Below are 22,554 nucleotides of genomic sequence, written 5' to 3' on the forward strand. Positions count from 1 at the left end.
ACAATCAAAACAATTAACCAGCTTGATCAATCAACATATTACGTAAATGACCGATTGCTTTGGTTGGGTTCAAGCCTTTTGGACAAACTGACACACAGTTCATGATACCGCGGCAACGGAATAAACTGAACGGATCGTCTAGACGCGCCAAACGTGCTTGCGTGTCACCGTCACGGCTGTCAGCAACAAAGCGATACGCATGTAGCAATGCTGATGGACCTAAGAACTTATCAGGGTTCCACCAAAAAGATGGGCAGCTCGTTGAGCAGCATGCACACAGAATACACTCATACAGACCATTTAACTTTTCACGCTCAGCAGGAGACTGCAAACGCTCAGTTGGTGGTGCTGGCTGATCGTTGATTAAGTACGGATGTACTTTTTCATATTGCTCGTAAAATTGGTTCATATCAACAACCAAGTCACGAACCACTGGCAAACCAGGTAACGGACGAACGGTTACTTTTTCTGGTAGAGTGTTCATGTTGATTAGACATGCTAGACCATTTTTACCGTTGATGTTCATGCCATCAGAACCACAAATACCTTCACGGCAAGAGCGGCGGAAAGTGATTGTTTCATCTTCTTTCTTTAGGCGTAATAACACGTCAAGCAACATACGATCTGAATCAAGTAATTCAATCGTATAAGTTTGCATGCGTGGGGCTGCGTCCACATCAGGATCGTAGCGATAGATTTCGATGGTGCGAGTACCTCGGCTCATAATGCTAAACTCCACACGTAGGTGATGGCGGGCATACAAAGATTGCAACATATGAGTGCTGGCTATTAATCACTACTGATGATTGAATATCAACTAATAGCCTAGCAGCACTCCTATGAGCATGTAGCTGGCGGTCACCTTTTTAATAAATGAATAAGGGATAAAACGTTTAAGCTTTCTGTTTATATCGAGCGCATAGTCTAGGATTAATAGACGCGAACTTTTGGTTCGATATAGTCAACAGTCAGTGGCACTTTGCGAACTGGTTTGTAAATGATACGGTTGCCTTCAGAATACCATAAAGTATGCTTCATCCAATCGTGGTCATTGCGGCCGTTTGGTGCATAGTCATCATCTTCTGGACGATCATAATCAGAGACACTATGCGCGCCGCGGCTTTCGTGGCGACTCGCGGCTGATACCATCGTCGCTTTTGCTACTTCGTATAGGTTTGCCACTTCAAACGCTTCGATACGAGCAGTGTTGAAGACTTGTGATTTATCACCCAAATGGATTTGTTCGACTTTCTCACCCAGCGCTAAAATTTTCTCAACGCCTTCATCCATCATGGCTTGCGTACGGAATACACTGGCATGTGCCTGCATGGTGGCGCGAATCTCATCAGCCACGTCTTGTGCATTGTAGCCTGATGTTGATTGCTGCAATTTGTTTAAACGACCAACCGTGATGTCAAGTACATGCGGATCAAGTGGTTTGTAGTTATGATCGTTTTGATGGAACTCATCAACAATGTGCTTACCAGCAGCACGACCAAACACAACCAAATCAAGTAGTGAGTTGGTACCTAAACGGTTGGCACCGTGTACACTCACACAAGCGCACTCACCAATAGCGTATAGGCCTTTAACGACGTTACCATTAGCATATAAACCGTCTTCATCAGTACCCGCTTCTAGATCTGGCACGATTACCTGACCATGGATAGTGGTTGGAATACCACCCATCATGTAGTGAATGGTTGGGATAACTGGAATAGGTTCTTTAGTAATGTCAACGTTGGCGAAGTTTTTACCGATCTCAAATACTGACGGTAGACGCTTCATGATAGTGTCGACACCCAAATGGGTCATGTCCATGACGATATGGTCAGCATTAGGACCACAACCACGGCCTTCTTTGATTTCTTGGTCCATAGAACGCGATACGAGATCACGTGGTGCCAAATCCTTAACGGTTGGCGCATAACGCTCCATGAAAGCTTCGCCATCCTTGTTACGCAAGATAGCACCTTCGCCGCGGCACCCTTCGGTCAATAGTACACCTGCACCATGAACGCCCGTTGGATGGAACTGCCAGAACTCCATATCCTGTAGTGGGATACCAGCGCGAACGGCCATACCAATACCGTCGCCTGTGTTGATATAAGCGTTGGTAGAGGCGGCAAAGATACGACCTGCACCACCTGTTGCTAGGACAGTAACTGGTGCTTGGAATACCGCAACCGTACCTGTCTCTTGCTCAAGAGCGATAACACCGTTGATGTTACCCGCTTCGTCTTTGATCAAATCAAGCGCAATCCACTCGATAAAGAACTCAGTACCTTGCTGTAAGTTTTTCTGATACAGCGTGTGTAGCAATGCATGACCTGTACGGTCAGCAGCAGCGCACGCACGTTGTACCGCTTTTTCGCCATAGTTTGACGTATGACCGCCGAATGGACGCTGATAAATCGTACCATCTTCGTTACGGTCAAACGGCATGCCCATGTGCTCAAGCTCATAAACTACCTTTGGCGCTTCACGGCACATATACTCGATAGCGTCTTGGTCACCTAACCAATCTGACCCTTTTACGGTGTCATAAAAATGGAAGTGCCAGTTGTCGTTACTCATGTTGCCCAAACTTGCACCGATGCCACCCTGAGCAGCAACCGTGTGCGAACGTGTTGGGAATACTTTGGTCAGGACTGCAACCTTCATACCCGCTTCCGCTAAGTGCAATGAAGCGCGCATACCTGAACCACCGCCACCAACGATAACTGCATCGTAGTTTAGGGTCTTAATATTACTAATGGTATTGTCTTGTCTAGTTGCCATTACGGTTTTCCTAATGCCTGTTAATGCTTATAAGTAAATGAAAAGCGTGTTTTAAAATCTTCTTATTGCAGGTTTAAGGGCTTTTATCTGGCCATCACATGCACTTATTAAAGAAGATGATATAACAGTCTTTGACCACTTAATTTGCATATCTATCGTTATACTGAACCAAACCTGCTCAACCTTGTTGCTCATTCAGCGACAATCTAAATAGTGGGCGCTATTGGTCCAATGCTATGACTATTTTTGGCTATCAACGGATACTTTTAAACTACTCTATCAGCTGACATACCAGCTGCGCGCATCCGTTATATATAGATGCTTATATCAATACTAAAGCTGGTCACTCAATCATTAAACAGCAACGACACTAAAGCCGTTACCCCAAAAAATCATGATGCCCCAAAATAGAAATACTAAAATAGCGATAATCATCAATGACTGTAGCACTAAACGTAAACCTGCTGCGCTTGAGCCCAGTTTGCCTGTCGTAATATAGTCAGTAAATACTGTCCACATTCCCACCCAAGCATGGCCAGCTAATGCAAGTACAGCAACTAAGCTGAATAAACGCATTGGCAGGCTAGTCATGAATGATGACCACTCAAGATACGTGACATCGCCGTGGGTCAAAAAGAAGCCCAGCAACACCACACTATAAACGGCTAAAACAACAGCACTAATACGCTGAATAATCCAATCGCGTGAGCCTGAACCCGTCAGACCAGTAGCACTTTTGATTCCTGAATCATTTTTAATCATTAGAACATCACCCATATAAATGACGCGACAACTAAAATCGCTGCAATTACAAAACTGACCATAGAGGCAGTGCGGCCAGATTTTAGCTCTTCGTTCATGCCCATATCAGCAAATAGATGTTTGATACCCATCACGAAGTGATATGCGATGGCGGCAACAAATATCCATGCCAAAAAGCGCACAAGTACGTTGTCAAATACGGTCTCAAAACTCTCAGGCGACGCCAATGAGTTCTGTAATAGCCATAGCATTACAGGAATTAATAAGAATAAAATAATGCCAGAGATACGATGCAAAATAGAGGCGATTGCGATCGGTGAGCGATTAACGCTAATCACTTGGCTTAGAGGCAGATCAATAGGTCGGTTGCTTTTCACAGCGGGCATCCTTTTTGCGGTTATACTCCTGTATCTGCTATCAACGCTTGACAAAAATGGTGTCAATTAAGCATTGAGCAACACACGAGACGAATAAAGTAAGGAAGAGCTAGCTGACTTCGTTTAGTTTGCGCTAAATATGAAGAAAGGATCATGTATATAAAGGTATTGATAGACTGTTCAATGTCGCTTGTCGAGCTGACAGGCCTATCAAACAACCTATCTATTATACAACAAAGAGCATAAACATGAGTAACATCGACTAACCAGTCTATTTTAGAGGTCGTATGAAGAGCAAGACAACGTTACTATGTGTTATATATCAGAGCAAACCTTACATCAAGCACTCAAAATCCTGTGCCAAACAAATAAAAAAGATTGGTTAAGAAGAAAGTTCAAACCATAGAATGCGGTTTGGTCTATCGCAACACCGGACAATCGTAAATAAGCATGAATACAAGACGCTCTGAGCGACACTATAACATGGTCATTTATTAATTCGCGCAAAGCTAGTGCCAGTTAATTCCTACAATTATAAAATGCCTGAGCAATAATTACAAATTTATCCATTCAGTAAGAATATATACATATTTAATCAATAAATAAATGAATAAGGATAATACTGGTTTTTGACAGTAATTATTATGACAAACTTTAATCCGCTTACTAGGCATAGTCTGCCAGTTTTTGGTGTCATTATTTATGAGTTTTGTCTCTAAAATATATTTAAAAACCTAAAATATGGCTCTGATAATGCTGCTGTAAACTTGCTCAAAAAGAGATGAATTTTAAGCAAAATAACCTGACAGACATATTTTGATACAAAAATTACAGCGAATAACCACCGCCACACCGCGCCAATTGGACACATGGTCCATAAAAGTTTTTTCAAATCATCAAGAATTGCTGCTAATATACCCTGCGTACTAAATGAGTTGAATGCACTTTTACCGTTCAACCGACAATGACGCGAGGGTATGCGTCTGTAGTAACTTATTCTAACAAGTCAAACCAATGGAGAGCAATTTATGGCTGATACTAATGCCAAACTAACCGTGAATGGTGAAGAATACGAACTTCCTATTATTAAAGGTACTTTAGGGCGCCCAGTTATCGATGTTGCTGCTTTGCAAGAATCAGGATTTTGGTCTTATGACCCTGGTTTTAAAGTAACTGCTCCTGTTGAATCAAAAATTACTTATATCGATGGTGGCAAAGGCGAGTTATTACACCGCGGCTACCCTATCGACGAGTTAGCAAACCATGCTGAATACCTAGAAGTGGCATATGCGTTGCTAAATGGCGACCTACCTAACGCTGAGCAAAAGGCAGATTTCTTTGAAAAAATTCGTGAACATACGGCTGTTCATGATCAATTGCGTAAATTCTTTGAAGGTTTCCGCCGTGACGCGCATCCAATGGCCATTATGGTTGGTGTCGTTGGTGCGTTATCAGCGTTCTATCATGACAACCTAGACCTCAGTAACGAAGAGCATCGTGAAATCACGGCTATTCGTTTGATTGCTAAGATGCCTACGCTTGCGGCGATGAGTTATAAATACTCGCAGGGCGAACCGTTCATGTATCCGCGTAACGACTTTAGCTACGCTGAGAACTTCTTGTACATGATGTTTGCGACTCCTGCTGATGTAGACTATAAGACGAACGACGTCATCACTCGTGCAATGGACAAAATCTTTACCTTGCATGCTGATCATGAGCAAAACGCCTCTACGTCAACAGTACGTTTAGCAGGTTCTACCGGTGCTAACCCTTATGCCTGTATCGCTGCTGGTATCGCAGCTCTTTGGGGTCCATCGCATGGCGGCGCAAACGAAGCTGTACTAGAGATGCTTGATGAAATCGGTACGGTTGAAAACGTGCCTGAATTCATGGAAAAAGTGAAAAGCCGTGAAGTGAAGCTAATGGGCTTTGGTCACCGTGTCTACAAAAACTTCGATCCACGTGCGAAAGTCATGAAAGAGACTTGTGATGAAGTATTAGAAGCACTTGGTGTCAACGATCCTAAGCTTGAATTGGCAATGGCACTCGAAAAAATTGCACTAGAAGACCCGTTCTTCATCGAGCGTAACCTATATCCAAACGTTGATTTTTACTCTGGTATTATCTTAAAAGCCATCGGTATCCCAACATCAATGTTTACGGTAATCTTTGCACTGGCTCGTACTTCAGGTTGGATCAGCCATTTGTTAGAGATGCACAGCGCCCCATACAAGATCGGTCGTCCACGTCAGTTATATACTGGTGAAACGCGCCGTGACTTTGTCAAGGTTGAAGACCGTAAGTAAGCAAAAATAGTATCTTTACAATAAAAAATCCCGCCATCGTGCGGGATTTTTTATTGTGTCTGTAAAGTCTATAGCAAATACGATACTTGGCACGCGACTATCGCCATCACGTCATACGCTATTGGAACTCTTTTAACGTCTGTTCATATTTGGCAATCTGCTCATCATATCCTTTAATCGTATCGTTGAATTTGGTCATGAGCGTTTCAAATTCTTGCTGCTGTTGTTGCTTCATTTGCTGCATATCAACCACTTGCTGCGCTTCTATTTGCTCCCATACTTGGTGCTGAATAATCAACCGAGCCAGCGCAGGGCTTTTTGCACTGACCCTTCCTGCAATCTCTGCATGCTCAAACAGCTGAGGTATTAAGGTCGCTATATTGATCAGCGTATCAGAATCCTCTGCACTGAGTGGCGTAGTCACAGGCTGATATAACGCTGCCATCGTTTGCTGATATCGCTCGATGATCTGCTCTTCCGTCAATATAATCGGTTTGCGCGGCTCAAGACTGATACGCTTTAATACAGTCAGATCACGCTCGCCCACTTCGGTACTTGTATTCATCTCTGCATCCGAACCTTCCTCACTGGTAGCGTTAGCTTCTACTGGACTATCAGCTGGTAATGGTTCGGAATTGGCGCTATTCGCATTTTCTGTAAGAGTAGCTGAATCGTTGGTCGCTCCATTGAGTAATAGCGACTCTTCGCTATCTGAAGCATCTGCCGCTTGCAGTGACTCATACTCTGCTTGTAGTCGACGCTGTAGCCCTTGCGCTTGCGCAACGTATATAGGCTGAAACTGCTCTATACGCGCCGCAGCAGAATCACTTTGCTGCATAGGTTGACTGTCTTCCTCACTTGTTTTTTCAGTTGTCTGAGCCTCATCTGGTACAGGCGGTGCGTCAGCTTGCTGCTGACAGCCGGTCAGAAATAGCACGCCCGTTAGCGCTACTGCGGCCAAAGCTGAGCTAGCAGAAGTATCAATATTAGGCTTTACTGGCAAAAGTCGAAGCATGAGAGTACGTATCCTTTAATAAAGCAAAAATATAAAAAGCTAAAATGGTGGTGCACGTAGGCTTTTCGCTTACTATGAGGCAGTTTAAGCAGTAAAATTGCTGTTGGCGCGTTTTTTGTCAGTGATAGCATTCACTGTCAAAAATGGTATACAGGCTTCTAAATCCTGACAACCCTGTCCTTTTTGACGGCGCACAAAATAATCTTGAACCATTCGCGCCTGCTGCTCGATACCGTATTTAAAAAAGGACTTACCCGTCTCTAGCACATAATCATATCGCCGATCGATAAGGGCACCGCGTACCACTTTCAAGCCTTGCTGTAACTGCCACACATGGGTGAGCTCATGGATGAGCCAGCTTTGCTTGCCTAACGAGGCCACACTAAAATCTGTGATCCAATCGGCTGGATTAAAGTAAATATGACCATTCGGACTTACCGCATAATTTTTGAGAACCCACCAAGTGGTTTTTAGTCGCACTTCATCTAATCTGATACTGTCACCGAACACTGAGCGTGCCAACGCGATCTCACCAACTGTCAGACAACGCGACTGCTGCTTTTTTACGCTGCTGCGTGAATATCGATTCAACAAACGCTTGAGAGGTTGTCCAGACATCGTCAATGTAATACCTTATATTTGCTAGGGCAGTGATAATAAATGGTGTTTGGTCAAACATTCTGATCGTTACCATTGAACCGTTAATAAGGATGAATCATTAAAAATAAAGTGCTGGGGACATAAGCTATACGCTTCGTTAGCTTTCATTAACATGTTTTTGCGTTAGCCTAGCGTGTATTGTTTATAGCAAGTACCCTACTTATAAATTAGCCTACTTTGACTCCTGATGTCTAATACTCATTGTCATAGTAAAGTTGCTGCGAGAATCATGCCAAGCAAACAAACGCTTTTCACTTCAATAGAAATGATAACTATAGACGAGTATGTCGTTATTTAGATTTGACTATAAAATCTCTCAATGGCCGCCACTTTAGCCAATAGACCGTTTTTTAATTTTTCAATAGAGAACCTTATGCCGCCTAACTTTCATGCCGACACCCCTCTTGCTCAGCGTATGCGCCCTGATTCTCTCGCAGCTATTATTGGTCAAGAGCATCTTTTGGCCATTGGCGCACCTTTACGGCGTTTGGTCGAACAAGGGCATCTGCCCTCTATTATTTTGCACGGCGAAGCAGGTATCGGTAAGACGACCATTGCAATGCTATTGGCGGATGCAGTTAATAGACCTTTTCATGCGCTTTCTGCATTGAATACTGGGGTCAAGCAGTTGCGCGAGGTGCTCGATAGCAAAGACTCACTGGCATTTGAATCACCAGTGGTGTTTATCGATGAGATTCATCGGTTTAATAAGGCGCAGCAAGATGCATTATTGGGCGCGGTAGAGTCTGGTGATATTACGCTGATTGGCGCCACGACAGAGAATCCGTCGTTTAGTGTGAATAACGCGCTGTTGTCACGTTGCCAAGTGTACCGCTTAGAGCCGTTAACGCCCGAGCAAATCAGTGCGGTATTACAGCGGGCACTCTCGGAAGACCATGTACTCAAAAAGCTCACCATCGACTTGCAGGCACAAGAGACCATCAGCCAACTGGCTCACGGTGATGCAAGAAAGGCACTAAACTTGCTAGAACTAGCGATTCAAACAGCGGATGCCAAGCAATCACCGATTATTATCAATGATGAATTGGTCAGCCGAGTGGCGCAGACCGCGTTGGTACGTTATGACAAAGATGGCGAGCAACATTACGATATTATCTCAGCCATGATCAAATCAGTGCGTGGCTCAGATCCTGACGCGGCGCTGTACTGGATGGCGCGGATGCTCGTTGGCGGTGAGCCTGCCGATTTTATCGCGCGCAGATTGGTAATCTTAGCCAGTGAAGATATCGGCAATGCCAATCCAAACGCTCTACTCCTTGCGGATGCAGCCCTGCGCAGTGTGCAATCCATCGGTATGCCAGAAGCGCGTATTATCCTAGGGCAAGTGGTGGTCTACCTTGCTACCAGTGCAAAGAGTAACAGCACGTATAAAGCGATCAATGCAGCGATGGCGTTGGCAGAAAAAGACGCCTCGCCAGTACCACTACATCTGCGTAATGGCGTGACCAAATTGATGCGCAATCAAGGCTATGGTCAAGGTTATGCTTACCCGCATGATTATCCCAATCACTACTACCCTCAAAGCTATCTGCCAGAAAACTTAGCAGGCACGAGCTTTTATGAGTTTGCTGATAACCAGCGAGAACAGCATAGCAAGCAGTTTATGGCGTGGCTAAAAAGCCAAGCCGCCAGTAATGACTAAAAACAACTCTTAATTTTGCAAAAAAAGAATTGAGAAGTTGCCTATATGAGCCATTAATAATATTTAACCCTGTTTTTAAAAGACTAAGCGTTATAGTTCAGCTTTGGGTCAGCACGCTGAGGCAAAAACCGTTAAAATACCTATCGTCATGATGAATAAGAATCATGAAACATTTTCATATTTAGTTGCTATGATGATCAAACGATTTGCTCAACAGCAACAGCACGTGTTACCAACTACTGCTACAATGAGCCGACAACCCTTTATATTACAAACCACACATATTTATTAATAATAAAATATTGAGATTTACTATGAGTTTAAATACGATTCCTGAGATTATCGAAGACATTCGTGCTGGAAAAATGGTCATCTTGATGGATGATGAAGACCGCGAAAACGAAGGCGATATCATCATGGCGGCGACCCATGTGCGCCCTGAAGACATTAACTTTATGATTACCCACGCGCGCGGCTTGGTATGCTTAACGCTATCACAAGCGCGTTGCCAGCAATTGGCATTGCCGCTGATGTCAGATCGCAACGAGGCAAAATTTAGCACCAACTTTACAGTATCGATTGAGGCGGCTGAAGGCGTCACCACAGGTATCTCAGCGGCTGACCGTGCTCGCACCATTCAAGCCGCTGTATCTTCGGCAGCCAAACCCGAAGACATCGTACAACCTGGCCATATCTTCCCTATCATGGCACAAAACGGCGGCGTCCTGCACCGTGCAGGCCACACAGAAGCAGGGTGCGATTTATCAAGACTGGCAGGATTAGAGCCTGCTGCGGTGATTGTGGAAATCATCAACGCTGATGGCACCATGGCACGTCGCGATGATCTTGAGATATTTGCCAAAGAGCATAACATCAAGATGGGCACCATTGCTGATCTCATCAACTACCGCATCGCCAATGAGCAAACGGTAGAGGAAATCGAAACTCGTCCTTTTGAAACAGAACATGGCACTTTTACCTTGCACCGTTTCCGCGAGTTCGGCGCTGAAGAAACTCATATCGCCTTGGTAAAAGGAGATGTGAGCGAAGGCGTGAGTACCGTACGTGTCCACGGTTTCCACCCACTGCGTGATTTATTTGCCGCCAAAAATGATATGACAGGTCGTAGCGGCTGGAGCGTCCAATCAGCGCTAGAAGAGATTAGCGCCTCAGAGCGCGGTGTGTTGGTTTGGGTCGGCAATCATCAACCGGTCGATCTAGGGGATGCATTAGATAAAGCCTTGGACAATGAGTCACAATCGACCATCACCCAGCAGCCTTATCGCAGTATCGGCGTTGGTGCACAGATATTACGTCATTTAGGCGTCCGTGATATGCGTCTATTGTCATCGCCCATGAAGTTTTATGCGTTATCAGGTTTTGATCTCAATGTGGTGGATTTTGTGCACGCACCGCAAGAGAGCTAAACCCATTTGGAAAATGGCCTGAGAAAAGTCATGAAAAAAGGCACGCTACGATAATGTTAGCGTGCCTTTTTTATTTTTAATGGTTATATAACACTATCCGAGATAGGTCATCAACGCAGCTAAAGCCTATTCTAATATTCAGGGGTATGACCAAATTTTGCCTCTAATGCCAGTAAGCGCGCACGTTCTTCTGCTGTCCACGGTAACTTACCTTTCCCATCACTATCGAGACGCACTACGACGGCATCAGCGGTCGCAACGATTTTGTTTTGTGCTGTACTATAGTAGCTATATTCCATCGCGATACTGGTATTGCCCAGACGCTGACAGCGAACGCCCAATAACAAAGTATCAGGATAGGTCACTGGGTGCAAATACTGGCAGCTCGACTGTGCTAAGACGGTGACCATACTGCCATCGAACATATCTAACGCGTGCAAATAACCAATGCGCGCTGACTCAGAATAACGATAATACACCACGTTATTTAAATGGTTAAAGGCATCCATCTCACCCCAATGAATCGGCTGATAATGAATCACTGGGTAATGCGCCAGTACTTCAGGTCGATCAATTGCTACCTCAGACATAAAATCTGGCTTTTCACTCATATTGGTCATAACTTACCTTGTGTCTCATGTTGTCTATATATAGCTGTTTCGAACCGTATTGATTAAGGTTGTGGCTTATCCAAAATCTGTGTGGTTAACAAGGGTGTTGGCTTAGGAGCATTGACAATCAGTTGGTCAAGCCAGGCAATGACCTCTGGTATATCATTTGGCGACTGCATGGTCTCTAGGTTGTTGTCCGTACCCTTTGGCTTTTTGTCGGATGGAGCAATGCCAATGGCGCCAACTTGCGCGGAGTTTTTGCCATTGCTAACCGATGATTTAGGTAGTAAGGTTTTTAGCTGTTTGCGCGCTTGGGTCAAATAATTGATCAGTTGATCCTGCTCGCGCATATTGCTCGCTTGACTTGCCAGATTCAACGTCATGATGACTTCATGAATCGTCAGTTGTCTACGCGTCAATGTCACCTCGTTACGCGCTGACGTTTGAGCAGGCGGGTTCGCTACTGCACGCTTTTGGTCACCCTCAGTTGCAGCATCAACTAGCTCTCGGCGCTGAATATCAGCACCCTCGTAGCTGCTGAGGCGCTCATGACTATGCAAAAACTCTTGGATGTTTTGAATCGCAAGATTCTGTATTTGCCATGGGCTAGGTTGTGAGCTTTGCGCTTGTAATCGCTCGATGTCTTTGAGCAAACTTTGCTTGATTACGACGGTCAATGCAGGTGCAATCTCGTTGCTGCCTTGTGCCAATTGCCAATGCAAACCTCGCAACAACTCGATCGCGGCACTATCATTGTTGTCTGCTAGCAATCTGTCAGCGGCTTTTATTTGAATACGTAGTAAATCCAGCTGATTTTGCGCTTGGCTACTGGCTTTGACTCTAGGCTCTGGCAATGTCTGCTGACTCATGGCAAATAAACGATCGTCCATCTCATTTAGACGACTGACAACCTGCTCATTGCTCTGCAACCGCTCATTGACACTGTGCTGAAAACGCTGCTGACTAATATAGAGCCAGAGTAATGCCGCGATAAGCAGCAAAATGACCAACCACTGCATCCGCAGCAGCAAGATATTTGCCTGCCGACGCTGCTGTATAGCAGAAGGATCCTTAGATAAAGACTCAGAATTCATTGGCATAAGACAGTACCGTGATGGGTAGGTATAAACATATTTAAATCAAATAGAAATTATAAAATTAGGGCATGTCCCCAATTCAAACGTTTGTCACTAAATGGACTAAAAATAGCTAAATCTTTGACGCTGTTTGCCTGTGATTTATCTCATTTTTATCACCATTTTTAAAATAGGGACACGCCCTAAGTATTGGTAGTGATGGCTGAAAGAATGGTGTCTGGCGCCAAATCCTCTACACGCCAATAGCTCAGGCGCTGCGCTGCAACCATATTTGCTAAGCGCTCACCCAATACGACATAAGAAAAGTCCGCTAGCGTGAGTGGCAAATTATCTCTTGCATCAGTCATTATGTCATTACTACGTTTTGGTTCTGACATTTTTTCTCTTGCACCTTGGACGATGCTCGTCCAATGCTCAAAAGCGGCACCACTACTCACGACGACGATAGGTTTTGCTTGCTTTGGTGTTGTATTTGTCGTTTGATTACATACAAAAAAATCTTTTTGCCACTGCTGATACTGAGTCATTGCCTCGGTAGGCATTGTACGCTTATACCACGCAATACTATCGATCTGTACACCGCGTGCTTGCAAGGTATCAACCAATAATCGTCGCCCGCCCAGTCCGCGCCATATCAGCAGCTTATCACCCGCCTGTAAACGCTCTATCTCAGGCATTGCTAGCATACCTTCATTATTGGCAACTTCAGGCTGTCGTACTTGGTAGTTTGCCGCGTCTATATTGGCTTGAGTCAATGCCGTAGCGGTTGCTTGACCCACTGCAATGATTTGACTTGGGGCTACCAAAGCCTCAGAAGCTATGTTGGCTGCTTTATTGTCCGGTTGCGCATAACTACTATCGTCATGCTCACTGTACACAAGCGACTGCCAAACATTCAACCCAGAAGTGGCCGCCGTTGGGCTTATGATGACCAGAGCCTTATATTCACCTGCTAGCCACGCACGCATCAATGCTAGGTCATCGCCAGTCGTTGGGCGCGTCTGCAACGTCAACATCGGCATCTCAACCACCGTGAACCCTGCTGCTCGCAAATGATTCGTCAATGGCGCAGCGCGTGCTATCGGCCGTGTATTGATGACAATTTTTGGCACCGACCCATCAGTGGATTGATTTTTATGAGTAGACCTAGCTTTAGTTGACGTTGATGACATAGATGTACCACGACAAAAGGCTTGTAGAATGGACTGAATCATCGACCAAACAGTGGATATGTGGATCAATGACTCAGTATGACAAAGTGAATACGCTACTCAGCGTGATAAATCGCTGACAAGATAGCCCCTGCACCATCAGCAAGTAGTATATTGGCAACATCAATACCGAGCTGATTTGCCTGCGACTCTTGCTCGTCTTGTGTACCAACCAATGTCACTCGCTTTTCTGCTTTTAACAGCTTACTACCATCCGCTTGACCCACTCGACCACGTAACCACAATACATTACCGTTATCGTTGTTGCCGTTTTCACCATTGTCATCGTTATTCGCACTGGTTTCATCCGCCATCTGCAACACTGCGTAGGCTGCAATCGGGACTTGGCAGCCACCCTCCAAGTGACGGTTAAGCGCACGCTCAGCGATAAGGCGAATACGCGCTTTATCATCGTTCAGTGGCGCTAGTAATTTCAACACCTCGTCATCACCTTCACGGCACTCAATCGCCAAAGCCCCTTGACCCACCGCTGGCAGGCACGCATCAATATCTAACTGCCCGCGAATGCGCTCATCTAATTCAATACGCTGCAAACCACTGGTCGCCAAGATAATGGCATCGTACTCACCAGCATCTAATTTGCTCAAACGCGTACCAACATTGCCGCGCAAGGTTTTGATCTGTAGATCTGGGCGGTAGGCTTTGATCTGACACTGACGGCGCAAACTTGAAGTCCCAACAACTGCACCTTGCGGCAATTCATCAATACTATTATAAGTATTTGAGACAAAAGCATCAGTTGGTGAAGCACGCTTGCAATAGACACCTAGTGTCAAGCCTTCAGGCAGCTGCATCGGTACGTCCTTTAGCGAATGTACCGCAATATCTGCTTGCTTATTATACAATGCTTGCTCGAGCTCTTTGACAAATAAACCCTTACCGCCAATTTTGGCCAAAGGTGTGTCCAAAATCTTGTCACCCTTAGTGACAATTTTTAGTAACTCAATTGTCAACTCAGGATAGAGCGCCAGTAAGCGATCACGAATATGCTCCGCTTGCCATAGAGCCAAAGGACTCTGTCGCGTGGCGATGGTTAAGGTAGTCAAAGCAGGTTGCTGCGGATTGCTCATAAAGGGCCTCAATAAATTCGATACTATAATCTAAATGCTACAATGTCAGTGCTAAGTTGGTGCTAAGCGATTAGGAAAACTTGCCACAAAAAATGGTCGACTCACATCAGAGATAGTAAATGCTGGCGCAAAAAAATACCCCTATTTAAGCATAAATAAGGGTTTGATGATATGGGATGATTATGTCGCTCTGAAAACATCCTATTACATGCTTTGAATTTTGTCACGTAAGGCTGGCAGATGACGACGACTCACGGCCAACGTCTCATCGATTCCTTTAAAACGTATCTGATATTGTCCAGCGTCTAGGGTTTCTAAAAAGTCTAAAAAATTTAGATTGATAATAGCGTTGCGATGCACACGGAACAAACGATCGTCAAACTCTCGCTCTAGCTCTTTTAGGGTCTCATCAATCAATACAATGCCATCTTTGTGACGTACTTTGACGTATTTTTGATCTGCCGCAAAATAATAGATATCTTTAAGTTTAATCAGCTCTACACCGCGATGGGTACGAGCAGCAATATGCTCGCGTATCGGACGCGCCGTTGGATTTGCAAGCTTGCGAATTTCGTTCAATTGCGCCGCGTTTAGGTTTTTTGCTTTGTTCAGTGCTTCTAATAGCTCGTCTTTGTTTGCCGGTTTCAACAGATAACCGATTGCATTGGCTTTTAGTGCCGCTATCGCATAATGATCGTAAGCGGTGACAAATATAATGGCTGGTGGATGATCAAGTTTGTCCAGCTCTTGGGCACAGCGCACCCCATCCATCTCAGGCATACGAATGTCTAATAATATAATGTCAGGCTGCTGAGTTTTTACGGCAACAATCGCTTCTGCCCCTGTGGTAGCTTGAGCAACCACCTCATGACCTGACTCCTGTACGATTCTGACCAAACGCTCACGCGCTAAAGGCTCATCATCACAAACTACAATACGCATGTAAACTCCCACCCCCAAACTCTACTGAATATGTTTCGATGGTATGACGAATGTACTGGCCAGTTCAATATGGTGAAATTTTCTGCATCATATTTTTGATAGTAACCACTCATTGTCAATAATTGCCAGATAAAAATCGCAATAACCATATAGATATAAAAGACAGTGCAATAAATATGCCACAACATCTTATAATAAGAATATAGTGTCTGAGAACATCATAAAAAACGGTAAAAGAGGAAAGATTATAAACTGACGTCTTGTAAGGGATAGTCAATAATGGTAGTGATGTGGTTACCAGTAACTGTGCTTTGGATATCAGCACTTTGACCAAAGTACGCACGTAATCGATCTGCTTGAATATAAAAATCCATATGCTGACGCAAATCATGGTTAATGATTAAGGTCTTTGTAGGAAGTTCGACGTCGATCTGAATAGTTACTCTGTGCTGCTCCCAAGTGACTTTAATATTAAAATGGATGGTTTCAGTGGTCATCTCAACCACGTTGAGTAGCATTTTCTCTAGGACGCTTTGTAAGGTTAACGCCGTAATCACCATATCATACATAATATCTTCATCAGGCAAATCCCAATGGACCTCGAGTTTGTCTGCCAAACGGCTAGACTCGATCGCTAGATAATGCTCACACAGCGCAACTTCTTCTTCAAAGCTAATCTCACGTTCGCCGCTAAAACTGGCACGATATAATACCGAAACGTTTTGTAATAAAGCAGAGGCTTTTGACGGATTGGACTCAATGAGTGAGACCAGTGTGTTAATGGTATTAAAGAAAAAGTGCGGGGCAGTGCGGGCTTTTATTAAGTCATTCTGTGCGGTCAATTTGTATTCAAACGATAGCTTGAGCGCATTAAGCTCACGGTGGCTACGCAAAAAGTACAGCAAAAATACAATGGTAAAACCGCCCGTCAGTACGGTATTGAAAAACAGATTGGTCATAAAAGCTTGACGATCATATTCCATCAAACCCATATTAATCAAAACCAAAACGACTAAAACCATAGAAACCGTCGCGGCAAACATCATGAGCATGACGATACGCACACTCACACTCGGAATACTGGCATTTTTTAGAATAGGGCGCAGATAATCTACCAAATATAATGCAGGTATAACGGTCAAACCGTTTTGTATGGTTCGCGCAACAAGCTTGATGATAAAGTCCGACCAACTGGACAGACCATGACGCTCAATCACTGTGAGAAACAGTGACCAAAAAACGATATAGGTCAGCCACTGCAAAGGCCTCATGATCTCCATGAGTTTTGGAATAAAAAACTCTAAGCGCGTAGCTAGTAAGGCAACCTCATCATTTGCTATACTTGAGTTCTTACTCTCTTGACTTGTCTTGTACCGATATGAACGCCAATTCTTCAAACCTTAGTAATCCCGAATCAAGTAAAAGTTCATCTGTTGCTGATTCTAGCACGAATGTCTCAGTAACAAACAAAGATGCACAAAACAGCCCTACCAGCACTCAGGGCCAGCAGATGTGGGGTGGACGCTTCAGTGAAGCGACGGACAGCTTCGTGGCTGCCTTTACCGCCTCTGTCGGCTTCGACCAACGCTTTGCTCGTCACGATATTCAAGGATCGATTGCCCATGCAACGATGCTCAAAGAATGCGATATCTTGACTGCTGATGAAGTGGCCACCATTATCGACGGTCTTCATCAAGTATTACGCGAGATCGAAGCAGGTGAGTTTAGCTGGTCAATCGCCCTCGAAGACGTGCACATGAATGTCGAATCACGCCTCACTGATATTATAGGCGCAGTTGGCAAAAAACTACACACGGGTCGTAGCCGTAACGATCAGGTCGCGACCGACATTCGTTTGTGGTTACGTGAAGAAACCGATAATATTATCGAGCTGCTCGTGCGCTTACAAAGTGGCTTGCTTGACCTGGCTGATCAACATACCGATACTATTATGCCTGGTTTTACGCATTTACAAACCGCCCAGCCTGTCAGCTTTGGTCATCACGTGATGGCATGGTTTGAGATGTTGTATCGTGATACCGAGCGTTTGATTGACGCCCGTCGCCGTATCAACCAGATGCCCCTTGGTAGCGCCGCACTCGCTGGCACGACGTTCCCGATTGATCGTACTATCACCGCTGAGCTATTGGGTTTTGAAGGTATTTGTCAAAATTCGCTCGATGCGGTCTCAGATCGTGATTTTGCGATTGAGTTTACCTCCGCCGCCTCGATTCTGATGATGCACATGTCACGTATGAGTGAAGAGATTATTCTGTGGATGTCAGCGCAGTTTAACTTTGTGCAGATACCAGATCGTTTCTGTACTGGCTCATCAATCATGCCGCAGAAGAAAAACCCTGACGTGCCAGAATTGGTACGTGGTAAAGCGGCACGTGTCTTTGGTCAGCTGATGACATTGCTTAGCCTGATGAAAAGCCAGCCACTCGCCTACAACAAAGACAACCAAGAAGACAAAGAGCCTTTGTTTGATTGTGTTGACACGCTAACAGGCTCACTACTTGCCTTTGCTGATATGCTGCCCAACATTGTCCCAAACAAAGAAAGTATGCGTGCTGCGACAATGAAAGGCTATGCTACTGCTACCGACTTAGCAGATTATCTAGTGCGTCAAGGTGTTGCGTTCCGTGATGCGCATGAAGTCGTGGGCAACGCTGTCGCATTGGGCATCAAAGAAGGCGTTGATCTCAGTGACTTATCATTGGCACAATTGCAACAATTCAGTGATGCCATCGGTGATGATGTCTTTGACTATCTCACGCTAGAGGGCTCACTAGCAGCCCGTGACCATCTGGGCGGTACTGCGCCAAACCAAGTCAAGCAAGCCGTAATCAATGGCCGCGCTCGTTTAAAAGCCTTTGCCTAATCAGACCCTTTTCAGCCAGAGCTAACTTATCGCTATATATCTGACACCCGCTATTGATGCGGGTGTTTTTTATTTATAGTCAATCCCCTATAAAAGAGCCAAAGCGTTAACCTCACTTGAAGTATCACAGTTACATCTGCGCTCGGTTGTCTTATATCTCTTTTAAACTGAATTAACTATAACTTACTATCAGCTACCCGCCCTTTTTTCGCGCTTTCTTTGTCTATCTGATATGAAACGATAAATCAGAATAAAGGCAAGACGTGCTGATAACACCTTATAGATTTGTGTCTGTTTAAGAACAGACACGAGATATCCTTTGCTAAATTGACCAAGACCGTTATCATAGACGTATACGATTATTTAACTTGCCTGCTAGGGCATGTCATCATTTAGATAGCGAGGCTCAAAATAAGATAAATGGTAGTCAAACAAGGAAAAAACTGCAGAGAATATCGGTATATTCACAAAGTTTTTGACGATGTTTGACAAGATTTAGCTATTTTAAGACCGCTAAATGACTGAATGGGCTAATTGATGACACGCCCTAATATAATAAATAAGGAACGCCTGATGACTGAGACTTTTAATCCCCAAGCCAATACCGTGTTTTGCCGCAAATACAAGCAAGAACTACCAAAAATGCCGCATCCGCCCTTCCCCAATAAAAAAGGCCAAGAGCTACAAGAAACAGTCTCTGACAAGGCATGGAAAGAGTGGCTAGAACATCAAACCATGCTCATCAATGAGAACCATTTGAGCATGATGGATCCTGAAGCCAAAAAATTCTTGACCGAGCAACGTGATAAGTTTTTGGATAATGAAGACTATGAGCGCGCCCAAGGCTGGACGCCAGAAAGCTAGGCTGAGACCACTGCATTACGCCCATAAAAAACGCGCTATAGTAAGCGCGTTTTTTACGTAAGAAGACTATTTTGCCTGCGTTATTAGTCGTCATTACTTTCTAAAGCTTCGTAGTCGTCGACTGACATCGTGCTCACTTGACGAGCAGCCAGACGATCATTGGCTTCTTGCACTGCTTTTTCGACCATGGCGTAGTCTGAATGGCGTACATCTTGACCACTGATATAGTTGATGACTAGCTCGGCCACGTTTTGTGCATGATCACCGATGCGTTCAAGCGAGCGCAAAATCCACATGATATTGATGACCTTTGAGACTTGTCTTGAGTCTTCCATGATATAGGTCATCAACGCGCGAATGGCAGATTGATATTCGTTATTGACCACACTGTCATTGCGCATGACTTCAAACGCCTGCTCAGCATTCGATTGACTAAAAGCCTCTAGCGCGTTGTTAAGCATCAGTCTTACCTGATTACTTAAGTGCTGTACCTCAGAATAGCCGTAAGACGATTTGCCTTGTGCCGCGATTCTGCTGGCCATTTTCGCTATTTTTACCGCTTCATCGCCAATACGCTCCAAATCTACCACGCCTTTACTGATCGACATGACTAAACGCAAATCTCCTGCGGCAGGTTGACGCTTAGCAACCAACAGTAAGATATGTTCATCGAGCTCAACCTCCATGCGGTTGATATCAAAATCCATCTCGATGACCTCTTGCGCCAGTGTCTCGTCTTTATCGATAAGTGCATGAATGGCTTTGGCTACTTGGTTGGCAGCACTATCACCCATGTACAAAAACAGACGGATGGCTTCATCAAGATCTTGGTCAAAACTTTTGGAGATATGCTTATCACTTTGCATAAGAGGTATTCCCTGAAATCTATATTTTAGTAGCGCGATATGCTGGTTGAGTGAAACGACCCAACTTCAGTATTAGCTCTTCAGTACTAATTAATCAGCCCTAGCCATAGCGACCAGTAATATAATCTTCTGTCGCAGTTTGGGTAGGTTTGGTAAAGATCTGATCAGTCTCACCCATCTCGATCATATCGCCTAGATACATATAGACGGTATAGTCTGATACCCGCGCCGCTTGCTGCATGTTGTGGGTAACAATGGCGATGGTATAGTCATTTTTAAGATCTTCTATCAGATCTTCGATAGCGCCCGTCGAGATAGGGTCAAGCGCAGACGTTGGCTCATCGAGCAGCAATACTTCAGGCTTGGTTGCGACACTACGAGCGATACACAGGCGCTGCTGCTGACCACCTGATAGCGACAAGCCGGATGCTTTTAGTTTGTCTTTCACTTCTGGCCATAGCGCCGATTTTTTTAGTGCCCACTCCACGCGATGATCCAGCTCGTCTTTGCTGAGCTTTTCATAGAGTTTGACACCAAAGGCAACATTGTCATAGATCGACATGGGAAACGGGGTTGGCTTTTGAAATACCATACCGACCTGCGCGCGTAGCAAGTTGACATCGATGTCTTTGCCCAAAATATTGCGCCCATCAAGGTTGATAGCGCCCTCTGCACGCATTCCTGGATACAGATCATACATGCGGTTAAAGGTACGTAGCAGCGTCGATTTGCCGCAACCTGATGGACCAATGAACGCCGTTACTTTCTTTTCTGCGATATCGATATTGATGTTTTTTAATGCCTGAAAATCATCGTAGTAAAAGTTAAGATCGCGGACTTCCATTTTTGCTTTAGGCATGTTTTTGGGGATATCATGAATACTTTGCTTGGTGAAGTCAGCAGTATTGGGTTGCTGCGATTGCGCACTATGAGACGTGGTTCTATTTAACAAGCTGTCTGTTGTACTGTTAAAGCGATCAGCCGTTGTTTCTGTGCGGGCTTTGCTTACGACATCATTCATAATATTATCCAACCTAGCTTAGTGTATTTCGTATAAATATAAGTAAATACTTGGTATCTTTGCAGCGATATCTGTCTTTATTTGACCTGACCTCGATTGCCAATAAATCTTGCCAAAATATTCAATACCAAGACCGACGCTGTGATCAGAAGCGCGGCTGCCCATGCCAGTGTGTGCCAATTATCATAAGGACTCATCGCAAACTGATAGATGGTATTGGGTAAGTTGGCAATTGGCTGACCCATATCGGTACTGAAATACTGATTATTGAGCGCGGTAAATAGTAATGGCGCCGTCTCACCAGTGATACGAGCAAAAGCCAAAAGTACCCCTGTCGTCAGTCCCGCTTTGGCAGCCTTGATAGTCACTTGCGTCACCATTTTCCACTTGGGCGTGCCAAGTGCATAAGCCGCTTCGCGCAAGCTATTGGGTACCAGATTCAGCATATTCTCCGTGGTACGTACGACGACTGGAATGACAATCAATGCCAATGCCAATGCGCCTGCCCAACCAGAGAAGCTTTGACCTTTGACCATTAAAGCATATATAAACAGACCAATGACAATGGATGGTGCCGATAATAAAATATCGTTCAAAAAACGCGTCACTTGGCCAAGCATACTGCCTTTAGAAAACTCAGACAAATAAATGCCAGTCATAAGCCCGATGGGTGCGCCGATGAACAATCCTGAAAACGCCAGCATGGCAGAACCCACGATCGCATTGCGCAAACCACCTGGACTCATCGGCGGCGGCGTGTCAGCGGTAAAAATTGGCAGCTGCACCATGCCTTGGAAGCCTTCAATAAACAGCGTCACCAAGATCCATGATAACCAAAATAAGCCAAACACCATGGCTGACATGGCAAACCCCAAACCCAGCTTATTCATCCAGCGACGTTTGTTGTACAGACTCTTGTTATAACGCCCCACGCTGCTTGGCTTGGTGGTCATGGGCGCATTCATCGCATTGT

At 44.7% G+C, this 22,554-nt stretch carries 20 protein-coding genes; 5 read left to right on the forward strand and 15 right to left on the reverse strand.

What is annotated here, in order from left to right:
- Window positions 1-13: 13 nt before the first annotated feature.
- From AC58CZ_RS09025 to sdhC, 4 genes are all read right to left on the reverse strand, one after another.
- Window positions 14-724, reverse strand: coding sequence for a succinate dehydrogenase iron-sulfur subunit (locus AC58CZ_RS09025; RefSeq protein ID WP_058023969.1), 711 nt, complete (start codon window positions 722-724; stop codon window positions 14-16).
- A gap of 206 nt (window positions 725-930) precedes the next feature.
- Window positions 931-2,781 carry a succinate dehydrogenase flavoprotein subunit gene (gene sdhA, locus AC58CZ_RS09030; RefSeq protein ID WP_075105827.1) on the reverse strand — a complete coding sequence of 617 codons (1,851 nt, stop codon included), beginning with the start codon at window positions 2,779-2,781 and terminating at the stop codon, window positions 931-933.
- A 354-nt stretch (window positions 2,782-3,135) separates the two neighbouring features.
- Complete coding sequence (gene sdhD, locus AC58CZ_RS09035) at window positions 3,136-3,522, reverse strand: succinate dehydrogenase, hydrophobic membrane anchor protein (protein ID WP_227511562.1); 387 nt, start codon at window positions 3,520-3,522, stop codon at window positions 3,136-3,138.
- 20 nt (window positions 3,523-3,542) lie between these two features.
- Complete coding sequence (gene sdhC / locus AC58CZ_RS09040; protein WP_075105828.1) at window positions 3,543-3,929, reverse strand: succinate dehydrogenase, cytochrome b556 subunit; 387 nt, start codon at window positions 3,927-3,929, stop codon at window positions 3,543-3,545.
- Between the two features lie 1,019 nt (window positions 3,930-4,948).
- On the opposite strand from sdhC, the gene gltA reads away from it, so the two are divergent.
- Window positions 4,949-6,229, forward strand: coding sequence for a citrate synthase (gene gltA, locus AC58CZ_RS09045; protein WP_494224261.1), 1,281 nt, complete (start codon window positions 4,949-4,951; stop codon window positions 6,227-6,229).
- 118 nt (window positions 6,230-6,347) lie between these two features.
- Here gltA and AC58CZ_RS09050 read toward each other — a convergent pair whose 3' ends face one another.
- A complete protein-coding gene (locus tag AC58CZ_RS09050; RefSeq protein ID WP_494224260.1) occupies window positions 6,348-7,244 on the reverse strand; it encodes a hypothetical protein in 897 nt (298 codons plus the stop codon).
- An 84-nt stretch (window positions 7,245-7,328) separates the two neighbouring features.
- Window positions 7,329-7,862 carry a type IV secretion protein Rhs gene (locus AC58CZ_RS09055; RefSeq protein ID WP_494224259.1) on the reverse strand — a complete coding sequence of 178 codons (534 nt, stop codon included), beginning with the start codon at window positions 7,860-7,862 and terminating at the stop codon, window positions 7,329-7,331.
- 415 nt (window positions 7,863-8,277) lie between these two features.
- Between AC58CZ_RS09055 and AC58CZ_RS09060 the strand changes: the two genes are divergently transcribed.
- Window positions 8,278-9,567 (forward strand): AAA family ATPase, encoded by a 1,290-nt coding sequence (locus AC58CZ_RS09060; RefSeq protein WP_494224258.1) that lies wholly within the window; start codon window positions 8,278-8,280, stop codon window positions 9,565-9,567.
- A 314-nt stretch (window positions 9,568-9,881) separates the two neighbouring features.
- Window positions 9,882-10,994 carry a bifunctional 3,4-dihydroxy-2-butanone-4-phosphate synthase/GTP cyclohydrolase II gene (ribBA, locus tag AC58CZ_RS09065; RefSeq protein ID WP_494224257.1) on the forward strand — a complete coding sequence of 371 codons (1,113 nt, stop codon included), beginning with the start codon at window positions 9,882-9,884 and terminating at the stop codon, window positions 10,992-10,994.
- A 131-nt stretch (window positions 10,995-11,125) separates the two neighbouring features.
- On the opposite strand, the gene AC58CZ_RS09070 is transcribed toward ribBA, so the two are convergent.
- The 6 genes from AC58CZ_RS09070 to AC58CZ_RS09095 all read right to left on the reverse strand — a co-directional run bounded on the left by AC58CZ_RS09070 (window position 11,126) and on the right by AC58CZ_RS09095 (window position 17,217).
- Entirely contained in the window at window positions 11,126-11,614 is a 489-nt protein-coding gene (locus tag AC58CZ_RS09070) for an acyl-CoA thioesterase (protein ID WP_083499576.1), read from the reverse strand.
- 53 nt (window positions 11,615-11,667) lie between these two features.
- A complete protein-coding gene (locus AC58CZ_RS09075) occupies window positions 11,668-12,705 on the reverse strand; it encodes a hypothetical protein (RefSeq protein WP_494224256.1) in 1,038 nt (345 codons plus the stop codon).
- 179 nt (window positions 12,706-12,884) lie between these two features.
- Window positions 12,885-13,874 carry a uroporphyrinogen-III synthase gene (locus AC58CZ_RS09080; protein ID WP_494224255.1) on the reverse strand — a complete coding sequence of 330 codons (990 nt, stop codon included), beginning with the start codon at window positions 13,872-13,874 and terminating at the stop codon, window positions 12,885-12,887.
- Window positions 13,875-13,969: 95 nt separating this feature from the next.
- The gene (gene hemC, locus AC58CZ_RS09085; protein WP_494224254.1) at window positions 13,970-15,004 is read right to left on the reverse strand and encodes a hydroxymethylbilane synthase; all 1,035 of its coding nucleotides are present in this window, start codon (window positions 15,002-15,004) and stop codon (window positions 13,970-13,972) included.
- Window positions 15,005-15,208: 204 nt separating this feature from the next.
- Window positions 15,209-15,946, reverse strand: coding sequence for a LytR/AlgR family response regulator transcription factor (locus tag AC58CZ_RS09090; protein ID WP_223334320.1), 738 nt, complete (start codon window positions 15,944-15,946; stop codon window positions 15,209-15,211).
- 245 nt (window positions 15,947-16,191) lie between these two features.
- Window positions 16,192-17,217, reverse strand: coding sequence for a histidine kinase (locus tag AC58CZ_RS09095; protein WP_494224253.1), 1,026 nt, complete (start codon window positions 17,215-17,217; stop codon window positions 16,192-16,194).
- A gap of 239 nt (window positions 17,218-17,456) precedes the next feature.
- Between AC58CZ_RS09095 and argH the strand changes: the two genes are divergently transcribed.
- Window positions 17,457-18,830: an argininosuccinate lyase gene (gene argH, locus AC58CZ_RS09100; protein WP_494224321.1), complete on the forward strand. Its 1,374-nt coding sequence runs from the start codon at window positions 17,457-17,459 to the stop codon at window positions 18,828-18,830.
- A gap of 573 nt (window positions 18,831-19,403) precedes the next feature.
- Window positions 19,404-19,694: an oxidative damage protection protein gene (locus AC58CZ_RS09105; protein WP_062843543.1), complete on the forward strand. Its 291-nt coding sequence runs from the start codon at window positions 19,404-19,406 to the stop codon at window positions 19,692-19,694.
- Between the two features lie 83 nt (window positions 19,695-19,777).
- On the opposite strand, the gene phoU is transcribed toward AC58CZ_RS09105, so the two are convergent.
- The 3 genes from phoU to pstA all read right to left on the reverse strand — a co-directional run bounded on the left by phoU (window position 19,778) and on the right by pstA (window position 22,471).
- Entirely contained in the window at window positions 19,778-20,560 is a 783-nt protein-coding gene (gene phoU / locus AC58CZ_RS09110) for a phosphate signaling complex protein PhoU (RefSeq protein ID WP_494224252.1), read from the reverse strand.
- Window positions 20,561-20,660: 100 nt separating this feature from the next.
- Window positions 20,661-21,581: a phosphate ABC transporter ATP-binding protein PstB gene (pstB, locus tag AC58CZ_RS09115; RefSeq protein ID WP_494224251.1), complete on the reverse strand. Its 921-nt coding sequence runs from the start codon at window positions 21,579-21,581 to the stop codon at window positions 20,661-20,663.
- 77 nt (window positions 21,582-21,658) lie between these two features.
- The gene (gene pstA / locus AC58CZ_RS09120; protein ID WP_397467104.1) at window positions 21,659-22,471 is read right to left on the reverse strand and encodes a phosphate ABC transporter permease PstA; all 813 of its coding nucleotides are present in this window, start codon (window positions 22,469-22,471) and stop codon (window positions 21,659-21,661) included.
- Window positions 22,472-22,554 lie beyond the last annotated feature (83 nt).

Source organism: Psychrobacter sp. CR212, assembly GCF_059693765.1.

Excerpts from the sequence above, each read along its gene's own strand:
- AC58CZ_RS09105 (WP_062843543.1), top strand. The coding sequence starts at position 19,404 with ATGACTGAGACTTTTAATCCCCAAGCCAATACCGTGTTTTGCCGCAAA.
- pstB (WP_494224251.1), bottom strand. The coding sequence starts at position 21,581 with ATGAATGATGTCGTAAGCAAAGCCCGCACAGAAACAACGGCTGATCGC.
- AC58CZ_RS09060 (WP_494224258.1), top strand. The coding sequence starts at position 8,278 with ATGCCGCCTAACTTTCATGCCGACACCCCTCTTGCTCAGCGTATGCGC.
- AC58CZ_RS09080 (WP_494224255.1), bottom strand. The coding sequence starts at position 13,874 with ATGTCATCAACGTCAACTAAAGCTAGGTCTACTCATAAAAATCAATCC.
- hemC (WP_494224254.1), bottom strand. The coding sequence starts at position 15,004 with ATGAGCAATCCGCAGCAACCTGCTTTGACTACCTTAACCATCGCCACG.
- argH (WP_494224321.1), top strand. The coding sequence starts at position 17,457 with ATGTGGGGTGGACGCTTCAGTGAAGCGACGGACAGCTTCGTGGCTGCC.
- pstA (WP_397467104.1), bottom strand. The coding sequence starts at position 22,471 with ATGAATAAGCTGGGTTTGGGGTTTGCCATGTCAGCCATGGTGTTTGGC.
- AC58CZ_RS09070 (WP_083499576.1), bottom strand. The coding sequence starts at position 11,614 with ATGACCAATATGAGTGAAAAGCCAGATTTTATGTCTGAGGTAGCAATT.
- AC58CZ_RS09050 (WP_494224260.1), bottom strand. The coding sequence starts at position 7,244 with ATGCTTCGACTTTTGCCAGTAAAGCCTAATATTGATACTTCTGCTAGC.
- ribBA (WP_494224257.1), top strand. The coding sequence starts at position 9,882 with ATGAGTTTAAATACGATTCCTGAGATTATCGAAGACATTCGTGCTGGA.
- AC58CZ_RS09095 (WP_494224253.1), bottom strand. The coding sequence starts at position 17,217 with ATGAGGCCTTTGCAGTGGCTGACCTATATCGTTTTTTGGTCACTGTTT.
- AC58CZ_RS09075 (WP_494224256.1), bottom strand. The coding sequence starts at position 12,705 with ATGCCAATGAATTCTGAGTCTTTATCTAAGGATCCTTCTGCTATACAG.
- AC58CZ_RS09025 (WP_058023969.1), bottom strand. The coding sequence starts at position 724 with ATGAGCCGAGGTACTCGCACCATCGAAATCTATCGCTACGATCCTGAT.
- phoU (WP_494224252.1), bottom strand. The coding sequence starts at position 20,560 with ATGCAAAGTGATAAGCATATCTCCAAAAGTTTTGACCAAGATCTTGAT.
- gltA (WP_494224261.1), top strand. The coding sequence starts at position 4,949 with ATGGCTGATACTAATGCCAAACTAACCGTGAATGGTGAAGAATACGAA.
- sdhC (WP_075105828.1), bottom strand. The coding sequence starts at position 3,929 with ATGCCCGCTGTGAAAAGCAACCGACCTATTGATCTGCCTCTAAGCCAA.
- sdhA (WP_075105827.1), bottom strand. The coding sequence starts at position 2,781 with ATGGCAACTAGACAAGACAATACCATTAGTAATATTAAGACCCTAAAC.
- AC58CZ_RS09055 (WP_494224259.1), bottom strand. The coding sequence starts at position 7,862 with ATGTCTGGACAACCTCTCAAGCGTTTGTTGAATCGATATTCACGCAGC.
- AC58CZ_RS09090 (WP_223334320.1), bottom strand. The coding sequence starts at position 15,946 with ATGCGTATTGTAGTTTGTGATGATGAGCCTTTAGCGCGTGAGCGTTTG.